15 protein-coding genes are annotated in these 14,516 nt (G+C 74.4%); 8 read left to right on the forward strand and 7 right to left on the reverse strand.

Features of this window, described 5'->3' with window-relative positions:
- Nucleotides 1-107: 107 nt before the first annotated feature.
- Nucleotides 108-1,307 (forward strand): FAD-dependent monooxygenase, encoded by a 1,200-nt coding sequence (locus ACIQ87_RS25980; protein ID WP_402410582.1) that lies wholly within the window; start codon nucleotides 108-110, stop codon nucleotides 1,305-1,307.
- Here the strand turns inward: ACIQ87_RS25980 and ACIQ87_RS25985 are convergent.
- Nucleotides 1,265-2,554, reverse strand: coding sequence for a hypothetical protein (locus ACIQ87_RS25985; RefSeq protein WP_402410584.1), 1,290 nt, complete (start codon nucleotides 2,552-2,554; stop codon nucleotides 1,265-1,267). The genes ACIQ87_RS25980 and ACIQ87_RS25985 overlap by 43 nt on opposite strands.
- Before the next feature lie 1,655 nt (nucleotides 2,555-4,209).
- Here ACIQ87_RS25985 and ACIQ87_RS25990 point away from each other — a divergent pair.
- Together ACIQ87_RS25990 and ACIQ87_RS25995 are read left to right on the forward strand one after the other, a co-directional pair.
- Nucleotides 4,210-4,863, forward strand: coding sequence for a CBS domain-containing protein (locus ACIQ87_RS25990; protein ID WP_402410586.1), 654 nt, complete (start codon nucleotides 4,210-4,212; stop codon nucleotides 4,861-4,863).
- A 139-nt stretch (nucleotides 4,864-5,002) separates the two neighbouring features.
- Complete coding sequence (locus tag ACIQ87_RS25995) at nucleotides 5,003-5,653, forward strand: beta-glucanase (RefSeq protein WP_402410589.1); 651 nt, start codon at nucleotides 5,003-5,005, stop codon at nucleotides 5,651-5,653.
- 52 nt (nucleotides 5,654-5,705) lie between these two features.
- Here ACIQ87_RS25995 and ACIQ87_RS26000 read toward each other — a convergent pair whose 3' ends face one another.
- A complete protein-coding gene (locus ACIQ87_RS26000; protein ID WP_402410592.1) occupies nucleotides 5,706-6,170 on the reverse strand; it encodes a hypothetical protein in 465 nt (154 codons plus the stop codon).
- 173 nt (nucleotides 6,171-6,343) lie between these two features.
- On the opposite strand from ACIQ87_RS26000, the gene ACIQ87_RS26005 reads away from it, so the two are divergent.
- On the forward strand, nucleotides 6,344-6,694 hold the full coding sequence (locus ACIQ87_RS26005; RefSeq protein WP_402410594.1) for an SHOCT domain-containing protein: 351 nt from the start codon (nucleotides 6,344-6,346) through the stop codon (nucleotides 6,692-6,694).
- Between the two features lie 145 nt (nucleotides 6,695-6,839).
- Here ACIQ87_RS26005 and ACIQ87_RS26010 read toward each other — a convergent pair whose 3' ends face one another.
- Nucleotides 6,840-7,250 carry an organic hydroperoxide resistance protein gene (locus ACIQ87_RS26010; protein WP_224282204.1) on the reverse strand — a complete coding sequence of 137 codons (411 nt, stop codon included), beginning with the start codon at nucleotides 7,248-7,250 and terminating at the stop codon, nucleotides 6,840-6,842.
- A gap of 169 nt (nucleotides 7,251-7,419) precedes the next feature.
- On the opposite strand from ACIQ87_RS26010, the gene ACIQ87_RS26015 reads away from it, so the two are divergent.
- From ACIQ87_RS26015 to ACIQ87_RS26025, 3 genes are all read left to right on the forward strand, one after another.
- The gene (locus ACIQ87_RS26015) at nucleotides 7,420-7,893 is read left to right on the forward strand and encodes a MarR family winged helix-turn-helix transcriptional regulator (protein ID WP_402410598.1); all 474 of its coding nucleotides are present in this window, start codon (nucleotides 7,420-7,422) and stop codon (nucleotides 7,891-7,893) included.
- A 306-nt stretch (nucleotides 7,894-8,199) separates the two neighbouring features.
- Nucleotides 8,200-8,772 carry an RNA polymerase sigma factor gene (locus ACIQ87_RS26020; protein ID WP_402410601.1) on the forward strand — a complete coding sequence of 191 codons (573 nt, stop codon included), beginning with the start codon at nucleotides 8,200-8,202 and terminating at the stop codon, nucleotides 8,770-8,772.
- Nucleotides 8,769-9,590 carry a hypothetical protein gene (locus ACIQ87_RS26025; protein ID WP_402410604.1) on the forward strand — a complete coding sequence of 274 codons (822 nt, stop codon included), beginning with the start codon at nucleotides 8,769-8,771 and terminating at the stop codon, nucleotides 9,588-9,590. The genes ACIQ87_RS26020 and ACIQ87_RS26025 overlap by 4 nt, the downstream gene beginning before the upstream one ends.
- 67 nt (nucleotides 9,591-9,657) lie before the next feature.
- On the opposite strand, the gene ACIQ87_RS26030 is transcribed toward ACIQ87_RS26025, so the two are convergent.
- The 3 genes from ACIQ87_RS26030 to ACIQ87_RS26040 form a co-directional block, all read right to left on the reverse strand.
- A complete protein-coding gene (locus tag ACIQ87_RS26030) occupies nucleotides 9,658-10,374 on the reverse strand; it encodes a GAP family protein (RefSeq protein ID WP_402410606.1) in 717 nt (238 codons plus the stop codon).
- Nucleotides 10,375-10,601: 227 nt separating this feature from the next.
- Nucleotides 10,602-12,014 carry an argininosuccinate synthase gene (argG, locus tag ACIQ87_RS26035; protein WP_402410609.1) on the reverse strand — a complete coding sequence of 471 codons (1,413 nt, stop codon included), beginning with the start codon at nucleotides 12,012-12,014 and terminating at the stop codon, nucleotides 10,602-10,604.
- A 214-nt stretch (nucleotides 12,015-12,228) separates the two neighbouring features.
- Nucleotides 12,229-12,963, reverse strand: a complete 735-nt coding sequence (locus ACIQ87_RS26040) for a rhomboid-like protein (RefSeq protein ID WP_402410611.1) — start codon at nucleotides 12,961-12,963, stop codon at nucleotides 12,229-12,231.
- 259 nt (nucleotides 12,964-13,222) lie between these two features.
- On the opposite strand from ACIQ87_RS26040, the gene ACIQ87_RS26045 reads away from it, so the two are divergent.
- Nucleotides 13,223-13,951 carry a rhomboid-like protein gene (locus ACIQ87_RS26045; RefSeq protein ID WP_402410613.1) on the forward strand — a complete coding sequence of 243 codons (729 nt, stop codon included), beginning with the start codon at nucleotides 13,223-13,225 and terminating at the stop codon, nucleotides 13,949-13,951.
- 104 nt (nucleotides 13,952-14,055) lie between these two features.
- Here the strand turns inward: ACIQ87_RS26045 and ACIQ87_RS26050 are convergent, their stop codons facing one another.
- Nucleotides 14,056-14,436: a VOC family protein gene (locus tag ACIQ87_RS26050; protein WP_402410615.1), complete on the reverse strand. Its 381-nt coding sequence runs from the start codon at nucleotides 14,434-14,436 to the stop codon at nucleotides 14,056-14,058.
- Nucleotides 14,437-14,516: the final 80 nt, after the last annotated feature.

Below are 14,516 nucleotides of genomic sequence, written 5' to 3' on the forward strand. Positions count from 1 at the left end.
GCCACGACCTGGGGGGTTGTCCATCCGATGCAACTGTGTCTACCGTACACAGCAATGAACAGTGTCCGCCAGACACAGTTTCTCGTTCCTCGGACGGAGTGGTTTCCATGAGCACCAGGGTCCTGATCTCGGGCGCGAGCATCGCCGGTCCCGCGCTGGCCCACTGGCTGGGCCGGTACGGCTTCGAGGTGACCGTGGTCGAGCTGGCGCCCGCCCTGCGCGACGGCGGCCAGGACGTCGACTTTCGCGGCCCCACCCACCTCACCGTGCTCGAGCGGATGGGCGTCCTGGAGGAGCTGCGCGCGCTCGGCACCGGCGGCAGCCCGATGACCTTCGTGGGCCCCGACGGGCGCGGACTGCTGCACCTGCCCGCCGAGTTCGCCGGCGGCGACCTGGAGGTCCCGCGCGGCGAGCTGGCCCAGTTGCTCCACCGGCACAGCAGCGCCCGCGCCGAGTACCTCTTCGGCGACTCGATCACGGCGCTGGAGGAGACCCCGAGCGGGGTCCGGGTCGCCTTCCGGCACGCGGCGCCGCGCGAGTTCGACCTGGTGATCGGCGCCGACGGCCTGCACTCCAACGTCCGCCGGCTCGCCTTCGGCCCGGAGCGGCACTACGTCCGCCACCTCGGCTACTACGCGGCCACCTGGCAGCTGCCCAACGAGCACGGGCTGCCGGTCGGCGCGGTCGGCCTCAACGTCCCCGGCCGGCTGATGTCCGTCGGCGCGGCCCACCGCGACCCGGCCCGGGCCGGTGCGTTCTGCCTCTTCGCCTCGCCCGAACTGCGCTACGACCGCCATGACCCGGCGCGGCAGAAGGCGCTGGTCCGGGCCGCCTTCGCGGGCCTCGGCTGGCGGGTCCCGCAGCTGCTGGAGAGTCTGGACGCCGCCCCCGAGCTGTACTTCGACTCGATCAGCCGCGCCGACGTGCCCGCCTGGTCGACCGGCCGGATCGCCCTGATCGGCGACGCCGCCTGCGGTGCGACCATCGGCGGCATGGGTACCGGGACGGCGGTGGTCGCCGCGTACGTCCTGGCGGGCGAGCTGGCCCGGGCCGACGGCGACCACCGCGGCGCCTTCGCGCGGTACGAGCGGCTGCTGCGCGGCTACGCGCGGGGCTGCCAGAAGGGCGGGGACCGGACCGGGCCGTTCCTCGCGCCGCGGACGGCCACCGGGCTGCGGCTGCGCAACGCGCTGCTCAACCGGCGCTGGGCGCTGGAGCGGATGCTGGAGCTGGGCAAGCAGGTCAGCAGTGTCGAACTGCCGGACTACGAAGGGGAGTCGGCCCGGCGGCCGTTGGCCACGGACTGAACGGGGACGGGGTCCCGGGTGCGGACGGGGCCCCCGGGGCGGACGGGCCCCCTGGGGTGGACGGGCTGCGGACGGGCCTCAGGGGGTGGGCTGATGCGGGTGCCGTCGTCGAGCAGTGCCTCGACCTGGACGGCGGCCCGGGCGGGGCGTTCGACGGCCAGGGTGCGGTCCGGCGTGGAGCGGTCGGCGGACCAGTTCGGGCCCTTGACGGCGAGCCGGGTGACCCGGCGGCTCCCCGCCGCGAGCAGGAACTCCGATCCGCGCGGGGAACGCCACCAGGCCCAGGAGACGGTGTCCCGGTCGAAGCGGCTGCACGTCCGGCCCGATCCGCCGTCGCTGCGCTGCGGGCGGCCGGAGCCCGGCAGCACGACGGCGGTGGCCGCGCTGCCCGCGCCGTCCCAGCGGTCGGCGCGCAGGCAGACCCAGGAGGTCGAACCGGCGTTCTGCGGCAGTGGTTGTACGGCGAAGGACCAGAGGTCCAGTCGCCTGACACCCGGTGTGCCGTCGGGGGCGGCGCAGCCGGCCCGGGCCCAGGCCCGCAGCGCGTCCTGGGCGGTGGCCTCGCGCGGTTCGAGGTCGGCCTGGGTGTGGTCGGCCTGGGTGTGGTCGGCCTGGGTGTGGTCGGCCGGGGTGCGGTCCGGCGGCGGGGCGTAGGTGAGGTGGGTGGGGATCAGGCCGCCCAGGTCGGTCAGCAGGAAGGCGTGCCGGTCGGCGACCACGGGGGAGGAGTGCAGTTCGAGCAGGGTGGCGCCCCGGCAGTCGGCGGGGCCGCCGGCCGGGGTCGGGGCGGTGAGGCCGTCCGGGTGGTCCAGCGGGCGCGCGGGGGTGTCGGGTTGGTCGATCCGGCGGGTCTCGGCCGAGTCCACCCAGGGCGCCAGCAGGTAGCGGACGGTGGCGCCCTGGCGGTGCAGGACCACCGCGCCCGACGTGGTGAGATCCGCGTCGTCGGCCCGGGCGAGGTCCAACCCGGCGTCCTGACCGTCCCGGCCGTCGGTGCAGCGGGCGATCCGCCCGCCGTCGTGGAACACCGCCACGCCGGTGCCGTCCACCGTCCCGGCGAACAGCAGGTGCACGGGGGCGGTGGGCGGGGCCGGGTCCGTACCCGGTTCGGCGTGGGTCCGGGCACCGGGCCGGGACCAGGCGGCCAGGGCCCGGCCGAGCAGCGCGCCGTCCGTGCTCCGCTCGCCGCGGGCGGGCCAGACGGGTGAAGTCGACCCGGGTGGCGTGCTGCCAGGCGTCGGGGGCAACCCGGACCAGGTAGGAGGGGTCGGTGTCGGATCCCGGGAGCGGCACCGTCGCCGGGCGGCCGGGCACCGCGGGGAGGGAGCCACCCAGGACGCCCGCCGTGGTGGTGAGACCGAGCACACCGACCGCGAGCACGGCCGTCAGCGTACGGCGACGGCGCAGCAGGTCGGCGGGCTGCACCCGGACGGCGCACGGGTCGAAGGCCGGCGGCAGCGGGTCCGAGCCGGAGGGGACCTGCCCGGCCACGGCCACCGCCGGGTGCACCGCTCCGGCCTGCCGCAGCACCTCGGTGGTCCGTTCCGGGCTCAGCCCCTCGACCGTCCGCAGGGCGAAGGCCGCCCTGGCCGGGGCGGAGAGCGCGGCGAGCGCGTGGTCGAGTTCCGCGCGAGGAGGCGGGCAGCCGGGTGCGACCGGAGCGCGGTGTGCAGCACCCGCGGGCGCAGCGTGGCGTAGACGGCGTCGTCGTCCGGGGCGTCGGAGGGTTCGGGAGCTCCGGTGACGGGCGCTTCGTGTCGGGCGCTTCGGCGACGGGTGGCCGGGGAGACCGGGCCCAGCGGGTGGGCAGGGCGCGCTGGACGGCGGCGTGGGCGGCGAGCCCCCGGGTGTGCCGGTCGCGGTCGGCGGGCAGCGCCAGGTACGCGCGCCGGACCAGCCGCCGGTAGTGGCGCACCAGCGAGGCCTCCGCCAGGGCCACCGGGCGCGCCGAGACGCCCCGGCGCAGCATGGCCGCGCTCACCGTCCGTCCTGCCAGGGAACCCTCCCGGGGGCCGTGGTGCTGTCGTGGTGGACGGTCCAATGAGTCGATCATGTGATGGTTGCGCCGCCCGGGGAGATCGGCGGTCATATGACGGGTGTGCGGCTGGCCCCTGAGGCAGGGACGTCCGGCGCTTGCCGGCGGCCCTCCCGCCGACGAGCAGCGGTGGATGCTCCGCCGACCCAGTCGGCGTGGGTTCCCGGGCCGTCGACCCGCTCGTCGACCGGCTCGCGGCGGACCGCGACGTCTCGCTCGCGGAGGTCGCGGAGGTCGGGGAGGTCGGGGGGACCACCTCGCCCGGGCTGTACGGCCGGGGCTCCCGGGGATCCGGCACGATCACGCCCGTGCGACCTCCGGTGTCGGGACGGACCAGGGGAGGAGACGTGGTCCCTCCACGGCCCGAACGCCGTCGTCCCGTTCCCGGTCGGCCGCCGGCTCGGCCGGTGGCCGGCGGCACCGGGAAGCCGGGCGGCGGCCCCGGGGTGGCCGTTACCCAGGCCCCGGACGGGTCGCCCCCACGGCCGGCGGCGAGATCGCTGCGGCCTTCCTGCGAGCTCGTACGGTCGGGCCCGCCACCTCGGGCGCGGGACGAAGAGTGGACGGGCACCGACGGGGCAGAGTGGACGGGCACCGACGGGTACGGCCGGGCGCCGCGGAACACGTACGGCCGGAACGGCTGGTTCCGCGGCTCCGCTACGGCCTCCGGCCGGCGCCCTCTCCGCCTGCGGGGCGACCGTCCGCCTCTGCCCCCTGTCGGGAACGTGTTCGCGGGCCGAGGCCCAAGGTCCCACCCGTTCGGCCCCTTGGCCCCTGGCGATCGCGGCCGCCACGAGCGATGCTGCCGGTACCGGCCGGGACGATCCGCGCCCGGTCGGACCAGCATCGTTGACGAGGTGAACCGGCGTGCGGCATGCCACCGTCGAATTCGTGATGACCAGCCCCGTGGTCCTGGTCTCGCCCGAGACCGGATTCCGGGAGATCGTGGCGCTGCTGAGTGAGTACGACATCACCGGCGTACCGGTGGTGGACCCGGAGGGGCGGCCGCTCGGCGTGGTCTCGGAGGCCGACCTGCTGCGCACCCTTGCCGCGCAGGAGGACCCGGCCAGCCTGCTACCCGCGCCCGAGTCGGCCCAGGCGGGCCCGGACGGTGAGGTGACCGCGGCCGACCTGATGACGGCGCAGCCGGTCTGCACCACGCCTGACACCAGCGTGGTCGCGGCGGCCCGGATGATGAGCCGGCACGGCCTCAAGCGGCTGCCGGTGCTGGACGAGGAGGGCAGGGTCATCGGCATGGTCAGCCGCGGCGACCTGCTGCGGGTGTTCCTGCGCGAGGACGCGGTGATCCGGCGGGAGATCGTCGAGGAGGTGCTGGGCCGGATCGAGGGGGTCAGCCCGGCGGAGATCGGGGTGGAGGTCAACCAGGGGCGGGTGGTGCTCAGCGGGACCGTGCCCGAACCCCACCTGGTGCCGATCGTGCTCAACCTGTGCCGCTCGGTGGACGGGGTGGTCTCGGTGACCGACCGGCTCGGGGCCGGAGGTGCGGCGCCGGTCGGCTGACCGGCCGCGCCACCCCCGAATCGCACGTTCGTCCCGGGCCCGGACTATCCGCTTCGCATACTGCGGAGGGTATCGGGGAACTCACCCTGTGTGCCCGGCGTGCGGACTGCCGGGACGCCGGAGCTTCGGGGAGGCGGCCGTGACAGTCGTGTTCGACGCGGACTTCACTTCGACCAGCCAGTGGACCGCCGGGCGCAGTAGCGCCTATCCCCGGATGGGGCCGACCAACAGAAGCGACCACAAGCTCGACTACCTCAGCCGCGACTACTGCCCCGACGGGGTGTTCAAGGCGGTCAGGCGGCACAGTGGTGGGCTGTGGAGCTGCAGCCTGCTGACTACCGAGGGCAGCCCGGAGGGCTTCCAGCTCCGCGCTGGGGACGTGCTGTCGGCGAGCGTGACGCTGCCCGTCGAGCTGGGCGCCTGGCCGGCGATCTGGACCTGGCGGGACGGTGGCAACGAGGTGGACGTCTTCGAGTACCACCCCGACAACCCCGACCTGCTGGAGATCTCCAACCACGTGCGGGGCGGCTTCCGTTACTGGCACGGCGCGAGCGCCGGGATCGGGCCGGGGGCGACCTTCGACCTGCGGGTCGTGCTCGGCGCGAACTCGGTGGACTGGTACGTGGCGGACGAGCTCGTCTACGCGGACCTGCACGGGGTCGGGTCGACCTGGCACGCATACCTGATCGTCAACATGTCGGTGGCGGACGGGACTTACCACGACCGGCCGCCGTACGGCGGGCCGGACCGGCTGAGCTGGGTGTGCCACGGCCTCCAGGTCGAGCGCTGAGCGTGCGGCGGGGTGCGCGGCCCGGCGGGTGTGCAGGGCGTGGCGCGGGTGCCTACGGTTCGCGGGGTGCGAAGGAGGCGGTGATCGGGCCCCGGGGGGCGTACCCGCCGAGTGGGTCGAGCGGGGTGAGCAGGTTGTGCGGGTCGCGTGGGCCGCGCGGGCCGGAGCGCTGGAACCAGACCGCCCGGCGGTGCGGGCCGATGTGGGCGGGGTCGGTCACGTACAGGTCGTCGCGCGGGGCGCGCTCGTTGCCCGGGGCGAGCGCCGCGTCCACGGCGCGGTCGGCGATCGAGTTCAGCAGCGCGGTGGCGGTGGTCTCGGCGGCGGTCGGCGCGATGGCCAGGGCGGTGAGCTCGGCCCAGAGTTCGGTGGTGACGTAGCCGATCGGTGAGTGACCGAGCGCGGGGTGGGGACGCGGGTCCGGATGGTGCCGCAGCACCCCGGCGGCGACGAGCTGCTCGGGGGAGCGGTCGTCGTCGGGTGCGTGGCCGACCGTGAGCGGTCGTATGGCGGACATGGGCGGCGGGTGGTGGGTCACGAGCGGCACGCTACCCGGGGCGGTCGCCGGGCCGGGCACCGGACCGTCGTCCCGGACTTCCCTTACGCCGCTTTCACCGCCGACGGGCGCACGATGGTGGTAGGCGCTGCTCACCTCGGCGGGCCCCGGCGGGGCCGGAGGAGGAGGTCCTGATGAGGTACTGGCACGGACACGACCACGTCGGTGGCCTGGGCGTGGGGCTGATGGTGTTCGGGATGCTGCTGATCCTGGTGATCCTCGTGCTCCTCGCGGTGGCCCTGTTCCGTTACGTGTCGCACACGCGGCAGCCGATCCCGCCCGGACGAGCGGCTCCGGGTGCCGGTGAGCCGGGGGCGGGCGGAGCGCAGGGCTGGGGCCAGGTGGGGCAGGGGGGGCAGGGTGGCCAGGGGCCGGGTCCGGAACAGCTGCTCGCGGAGCGGTTCGCGCGGGGCGAGATCGACGCGGAGGAGTACCGGCACCGCCTGGATACGTTGCGCTCGGCAAACGGGCCGGGCGGGGAGTGATCCCGGGGGCGGATCGGGAGGCGGGCCTCGGTGGGTGCACCTGGGGGGTGGACCTGGGGCGGGCCTCGGGGATACGGGCCGGGCCCGCCACACTCGCGTGTGGCGGGCCTCGTCCGTCGGCGGGGCGCCTGGGGTGTCCGACCGGTTACTCGACGACCAGCTCGACCGGGACGTTGCCCCGGGTGGCGCGGGAGTAGGGGCAGACCTCGTGCGCCTGCTTGACCAGCAGCTCGCCGGTCTCGCCCGCGAGGGACTCGGGCAGTTCGACGCGCAGGACGACGGCGAGGGCGAAGCCGGCCTCGTCCTTGCCGATGGACACCTCGGCGGTCACCGAGACCTCGCTGGTGTCCACCCGGGCCTGCCGGCCGACCAGGCCGAGGGCGCTGGCGAAGCAGGCGGCGTAGCCGGCGGCGAAGAGCTGCTCCGGGTTGGTGCCCTGGCCGCTGCCACCGAGCGCGGGCGGCATGGCCAGCGTGAGGTCCAGCTGGCCGTCGGAGCTGACGGCACGACCCTCCCGGCCGTTGGCGGTGGCGGCTGCGGTGTAGAGCGCGTCCATGGTGGCTTCCCTTCAGGTCCTGGGTGTTCCTGCGGTCGGTCGTCCGGGCGGTTGCGGGCCCGGACCGCTTCGCGGCGGCCGTTCGGTCGTCGCTGCGTTGCAACAAGTAGAGCACGCAATTTAATTGCGCACAACTCAATTGCGCGATGGCGATCGGTACCATGGGTCCATGACCACCAATCCCGGCCTGGCGGACGAGGAGCTGCTCCGCCTCGACCAGCAGATCTGCTTCTCGCTCAACGCGGCCTCCCGCGCCTTCGGCGGCGTGTACCGGGTGCTGCTGCGGGACCTCGGACTCACCTATCCGCAGTACCTGGTCATGCTGGTGCTGTGGGAGGAGGGGGAACTGCCCGTCAAGCGGATCGGCGAGCGGCTGCGGCTGGACTCCGGGACGCTCTCGCCGCTGCTCAAGCGCCTGGAGGCGGCCGGGCTGGTGCGCCGCGAGCGGAGCCCCGAGGATGAGCGGTCGGTCACCGTCCGCCTGACCTCCGAGGGGTCGGTGCTGCGCGAGCGGGCCGGGCAGGTCCCGCGCCGACTGCTCGCGGCGACCGGGCTGCCGCTCGAGGACCTGGCGGCGCTGCGCGGGTTGCTGGACCGGGTGACCGCCGCGCTGGACGCCGCCGAGGTCGAGCCGGCGCCGTAGGGGCGTGTCGGCTGGAGCCGAGGGGTGTCGGGGTGGGGTGGCGCTGGGGTGGCCCTGGGGGGCTTGTCAAGCCATCCTTCCGCGACCCTGTGATCTGGGTCACGTTTCGGATGTGTCCGCTGGGTCCGTGAGGGTGAAGCGGCAGGTCAGCGGCGCTGTCCGAATGTGAACGGAATCTTTCGGCAATTGTCCGCCCGATCCGGTCAACACCGCGGAGCTCCCGGACGGTTACACCACGAGCCCCAAGGGGCCGTCGGCGTGCCACCAGGTGGGCCGGCCAGCTGACCGACGAAAGGGGGGCCGCACGTGAGCACTCCCGGGCCGGGCGAGGAGCGGGGCCTGCGAGCCGACCCGCTCGGCGACCTGCCGAACGACTTCGAGGCCTTCTTCACCCGAGAGAACTCCGGGTACCTCCGCTACGCCCAGCAGCGCCTGCGGCACCGTGAGGACGCCCAGGACGCCGTCCAGAACGCGGGCACCACGCTCTACAAGAACTGGCGCCGGGCCCTGGCCAGCCCCGATCCGCAGGCCTTCGCCTTCAAGATCGTCAAGGACGCCGTGGTGGACGTGCTGCGTGAACGCCGCCGCGCCGAACGCAAGCGGCTGCGGGTGATCGCCCAGCGCCGTCCCGACACCAGCCAGGACGAGCTGAACGAGCTCGCCGAGCTGGACGCGCTGGACTGGGCGATGGAGGAACTCGCGCGGGCCGCCCCGGTTCAGGCCGACGTCGTCCGGCTGCGTCAGGCGGGACTGTCGTACCCCGACATCGGGTGCTCCCTCGGCATCGCGCACACCACCGCCCGCACCTACTACAGCCTCGGGCGGCGCCACCTGGAGTACCTGCTGGAGCACCCGGACGACGGTGGGGCGCGGACATGAGGGTCGCGGACCTGCTGCACGCGCACGCCGTCGATCTGGAGCGGGAGTTCGACGACCACGATCCGGTGGCCTTCACCCGCCGGCTGGCCGAGCGGCTCGCCGCCGTCCGGCGACCCGTCCCGGCGGTGCGCGAACGCCCAGACCGGCCGCCCGCCGGCGCCCGGCCCCCGCACGCTCCGGCGGCGGGGCCCAGCCCGGGCGCGTCCGTGGCGGCGGGCTCCGGGACCGGCGCCGGGGCGGGGGTGGGGGTCAGCCCCGGGGTGCGGTCGGGCTCCGGGGCGCGCTCGGGCTCCGGCCCGGCGGCGGTTCCGGGACAGCTCAGGTGGGCCGGGGGACGGGCGGAGCTGCGGCGGGACCTGCGGCACCTGTGTGCGGGGGTGGCGGGCGCGGTGGAGCCGGGGGAACTGGCCCTGGACCTCGAACTCGCGGAGAAGACCGCCTTCCGGACCCTCGGTTGCCTGCTGTACGGCATGGGCCGCACGGCGGACGGCGTTTTCTGGTGGCGGATAGCCGCCCAGTACGGGGACCAGCTGGCCGTGCACTGCCTGGCCGTGCACTACACCGCCGAGGGCGAGCGGCGCGACGCGGCCCGCTGGGCCGCCCAGGCCCAGGACCTGAGCGCCCCGGGCCGGTTGCCGGAGCTGGCGCCCGACGTCCGGCCGGGCGGGGCGGCGGAGCTGGCACGGCTGCTGGCTGAGCGCTACGACGGCGAGATCCTGCTGACGGTGCGGGAGGCCGTGGCGGCGCGACCGAGGGCGTACCCCGGGCGGCTGGGGGTCCGGGCGGTGCGGGGGCGGGGGGTGGTCCGGATCAGGTGACGGGTGCGGGGCGGGGGTGAGGGTGGGGGTGGGTGTGGGGGCAGGGACGGGCGCGGCCGGTCGGGGTTCAGGCGAGCCCGGAGACGGCGGCGCCCAGGTACTCGGCGCCGAGCAGCAGCGGAACGGCGGTCATGATCGCCGCGTTGTGCGTGGCCGTCCAGGCCCGCCACTCGCCGAGGGTGTGCCGTGCGTGGTCGTCTCCCAGGAGGTGGACCACGAGCGGCAGCAGGGTCCCCAGCGAGCCGAGGAGCACCATCAGGGTGGCGGCCACCGCCTTCCCGCCGATACCGATGCCGATACCGGTACTGGCGCCGACCCCGACCCCGACCCCGGCGCCGGTCGGCGCGGCGGCGATGGAGGCGGCCCCGCCGACGGCCGGGATCAGGGTCTTGGGGTGGGCGACGATCAGGACCACCGCGAGACCGGCGGACCGGGCGGCGGTCAGCCGGTCGATCGAGAGCAGCCAGGCCGGTGGCGCGGTGACCCGGCCGGGGCGGGGCCGTTCGCGCCACTGCCGGACGGCCAGCAGGAGGAGCGCGGTGCCGAGGCCGAGCTTCAGCCAGGAGGACCAGGTCGGCGTAGTGCGGGCCGAATCCAGTGCGGTGCCCGCCGCGACGACGACGGCCACCACGGAGGCCAGGCCGAGCAGCCAGCCGGCCGTGAAGGCGATCCCGTTGGCCCGTCCGTGCGGTGAGGCGAGGATCAGGAGGACGGCGATCAGCGGCAGCGGGCTGAGCGCGACTGCCACCGCGGAGGCCAGCATCGGGCCGATCGCCTCACCCATCTCCCGACCCGCCTTCCCGTCACCGGGCACCGTCCGCCATTCAGCTACCGTCGGGCGGTCGGCGCACGGCCGGTGCCGCCGTTCGGGTGAGGCCGGGCGCGGAGAGCGGGCGGAGACGGGCGCGGAGTCACGGGTGGGGAGTCACGGGTGGGGCCGGGGCGGGCCGAGAGCGGCGGAGGGCCGCCGCACCGCTGGGGTGCGACGGCCCTCCGCGAGCGCGGAGCGCGTCAGTCGTTGCCGGACTCGATCGCCGCGTGGTCGAGCGCGGTGGGGTCCTCCTCGTCACCGGTGCCGGCCGCGATGGGAGCCGCACCACCCGGGGCGAGCTCGCCGATCAGGCCGCTCCACGGCGCCAGCTGGCCGTGCACCGCGTACTGCTCCAGCTTGCTGCGCGAGTCGGCGATGTCGAGGTTGCGCATGGTCAGCTGGCCGATGCGGTCGTCCGGGACGAACGCGGCGTCGACGCTGCGCTCCATCGACAGCTTCTCGGGGTGGTAGCTGAAGTTGGGGCCCTGGGTGTCGATGACCGAGTAGTCCTGGCCGCGCCGCAGCCGCAGGGTGACGCTGCCGGTGACCGGGTGGCCGATCCAGCGCTGGATGCTGTCCCGGAGCATCAGCGACTGCGGGTCGAACCAGCGGCCCTCGTACAGCAGCCGCCCGAGCCGCCGGCCCTGGGTGTGGTACGTGGCGATGGTGTCCTCGTTGTGGATGGCGTTGAGCAGCCGCTCGTAGGCGATGTGCAGCAGCGCCATGCCGGGGGCCTCGTAGATGCCGCGGCTCTTGGCCTCGATGATGCGGTTCTCGATCTGGTCCGACATGCCCAGACCGTGCCGGCCACCGATGGTGTTGGCCTCGTGGACCAGGTCGACGGCGCTGGCGAACTCCTGGCCGTTGATCCGGACCGGGCGGCCGAACTCGAACTCGATGGTGACGTCCTCGGTCTGGATCTCGACCGCCGGGTCCCAGAAGGCCACGCCCATGATCGGGCTGACGATCTCCAGGGAGGCGTCCAGGTACTCCAGCCGCTTGGCCTCGTGGGTGGCGCCCCAGATGTTGGCGTCGGTCGAGTAGGCCTTCTCGGCGGAGTCCCGGTACGGGAGGTCCCGCTCGGCGAGCCACTCGGACATCTCCTTGCGGCCGCCGAGCTGGTCGACGAACGCCTGGTCCAGCCACGGCTTGTAGATCCGCAGGTTGGGGTTGGCGAGCAGGCCGTAGCGGTAGAACCGCTCGATGTCGTTGCCCTTGTAGGTGGAGCCGTCGCCCCAGATGGAGACGCCGTCCTCCTGCATGGCGCGCACCAGCAGCGTGCCGGTCACGGCGCGGCCGAGCGGGGTGGTGTTGAAGTACGTCTGCCCGGCAGAACGGATGTGGAAGGCGCCGCAGGCGAGAGCGGCCAGGCCCTCCTCGACCAGCGCGGCCCGGCAGTCGACCAGCCGGGCCTGCTCGGCGCCGTACGCGCGGCCCCGGGCCGGGACGTCGGCGAGGTTCGGCTCGTCGTACTGGCCGATGTCGGCCGTGTAGGCGTAGGGGAGGGCACCGTGTTCGCGCATCCACGCGACGGCGACGGAGGTGTCCAACCCACCGGAGAATGCGATGCCGATCCGTTCACCGACCGGCAGCTTGCTCAAGACCTTCGACATGGATGCACCCTCTGACCCGCGAGGAGCGGGCCCCTGATCTAGCGATGTGTGACGGGATTCGGCGTAATCGATCCGATGCCCGAACTCTGGCATAGATTTGCAGAGTAATGCAAGGGCATACGGAGTCCCGGGTGGCGACGGTGGCTCGCCGGGCCGTCGTGTGTGGGCCTGGCGTCCGGCCAACTCCGTTGGGCAGTCCGGTGGTTGGGGCGGATCAGGGGGCCCGGGTGGGCCGCCGGGTGCGCAGCCAGGCGGTACGGGAGGCGAGTACGCCCAGCCCGAGGGCGACCAGGTGGCCGGCGTCGGCCAGCTGCTGGTCCAACGCCCAGGCGGTGGCCAGGGCCAGTGCGAGCGCCGGGAGGCCGTAGCGGCGCAGCGGGCGCGGGCCGAGGGCGAGCAGACAGGTGCCGGTGGCGACCAGGCCGTAGCTGATCCCCACGTCGCGGGCGTGGGAGAGCGCACCGGGGATGTGGGCGGTCACCATCACCCACATGGCGCCCTCGGTGAGCAGGGTGGCGCCGAGGTGTCCGAAGACGAAGACCGCTCCGGCCCGGGCCGGACCCCAGCGCCACTCGGCCAGGCCCAGGACGGCGGCGACCGCCGCGATGCCCGCCCAGGCCGGGACGCCGTCGACCACCAGGCCGCTGGTGAACAGGGTCCACCACTTGCCCAACTCCAGGTGATGGACATTGCTGCTGTTGTGCCGGACGAACCGGGCCCGCTCGGCATGGCCCTGGCTCGCCAGCCAGGCTGCCGTCACGGTGAGCAGCAGGACGTACGCCGCGGTGAGCCGCAGCCGGGCGGCGGATCCCAGGGCGGAGAACCTCGGGGAGGAGGCTCCCGGGACGGAGGCGCTTGGGGCGGCGGTTTTTGGGGCGGAGGCTTTCGGGGCCCGGCGCCGGGAAGCATCGGGGCCGGTCGGTGTCCTCGTCGAGAGGCGATCGCTCATCGTGCCTGGTGCCCTTGTTCGGCGGTTCCCGGTGCGGGCTCGCCCGGTGCGCGGCCGGGAAGCCCGTGGCCGGACGGTCCGAGCGCCAGCGTACGCGAGCGGCCGGAAGGCGGAGGGGGGCGGAGGCGGGCGGCGTGCGGCCCGGGGCCGGGAACCCTGTGCGGTCGCGCATGGGCCTCGGCCTCGGTGGCGGCGGTGGCGGGTGGCGGCGGAGCCGGGCGGGGGCGAGGGTGAGGGGAGCAGCGTCGAGGAGGCGTCGATGGCCGGTAGCACCGCCGGGGGCTCCGAAGCGCACCGGCGGCCCTGGTGGGCGCGGGCAGGCCGGGCGGTGTGGGCCTACGTCCGGCGCGCGCCGGGCACCTACATCTGGCTGGCGATCCTGCTCGTCACCACGCAGGTGATCCGGCACGTCGATCCGGCGACCGCGGACCGTATCCTGCATCGGCGCTCGACCAACCTCCACCACCTCCAGGCCTCGCCGGTGCGCGTCCTGGTGACCAGCGCCCTGTGGATCGCGGGCGGCGGCTGGCCGTTCTACTTCCTGCTGTACAACCTCTTCCACGTGCCGGCCGAACGGTGGCTCGGCACCCTGCGCTGGATCTCCGTGGCGGCCCTCGCTCACGTCGGCGCCACCTACCTCAGTGAGGGCGTGCTCGGCTGGGCGATCCGCCGCAGGCTGGCCCCGCCGAGGGCCGTCTACACCCTGGACTACGGCGTCAGCTACGCGCTGGCCGGAGTGGTCGCGGTACTCGCCTACCTGATCGTGCCGCCCTGGCGGTACCTGTACGCGGCAGGGGTGCTGGTCGTCTACGGACTGGGTGTGCAGCAGAGCCGGGACTACACCAGCATCGGCCACTTCAGCGCGGCGCTGATCGGATTCGCCTGCTATCCGCTGACCCGGGACCGCCCGGGATCCTTCGACCCGGTCGCCTCGACCCGGGCGCTCTGGCGGCGGGTGCGCGGGCGGGCGGTGACCGGCCGCTCGTGACAGCGGAGGCCGCCCGGCCCGCCGCCGCCCGGCCCGCCGCCTGGCCCGCTCCGCACGAGCGGGCCGGGCAGCGGCGTCGCACCCGACCGAGGGGCGCGGGGCGGCTACGGGCCGACTCGCTGGGATACGCAGAGGATGTTGCCCTCGCTGTCCTTGAACCAGGCCGCGCGCATGCCCTCGCCCTCGGCGACGCCGTTGACGGTCTGCAGGCCGGGGAAGTCGTACTCCTCGAAGGTGATGCCGCGGTCGCGGAGGCCGGTCATCTCGCCGTCGAGGTCGGCGACCTTGAAGCTGGCGAGGGTGTGGGCGGCCTGACCACCGCTGGGGGTGCGGTAGACGGTGAACCGGGTGCCGCCGCAGTCGCAGACGAACTCCTCCTCACCCTCCTCGGACAGCTTGAGGCCGAGGGTGTCGGTGTAGAAGGCCTTGGCGCGGGCGAGATCGCTGGCGGGGATGACTGCTTGTAGCGGAGCGTCTCCAAGCATGGTGTTTCGCCTCCTCCCTGTCACCAGGCTAGGGACGCGCGGGCCGTGCCGCCCGGTGAGCGCAGGACCGCGTCGGGCTG

Origin of the sequence: Kitasatospora sp. NPDC096204 (assembly GCF_044763205.1) — a bacterium.
GTDB lineage: Bacteria > Actinomycetota > Actinomycetes > Streptomycetales > Streptomycetaceae > Kitasatospora.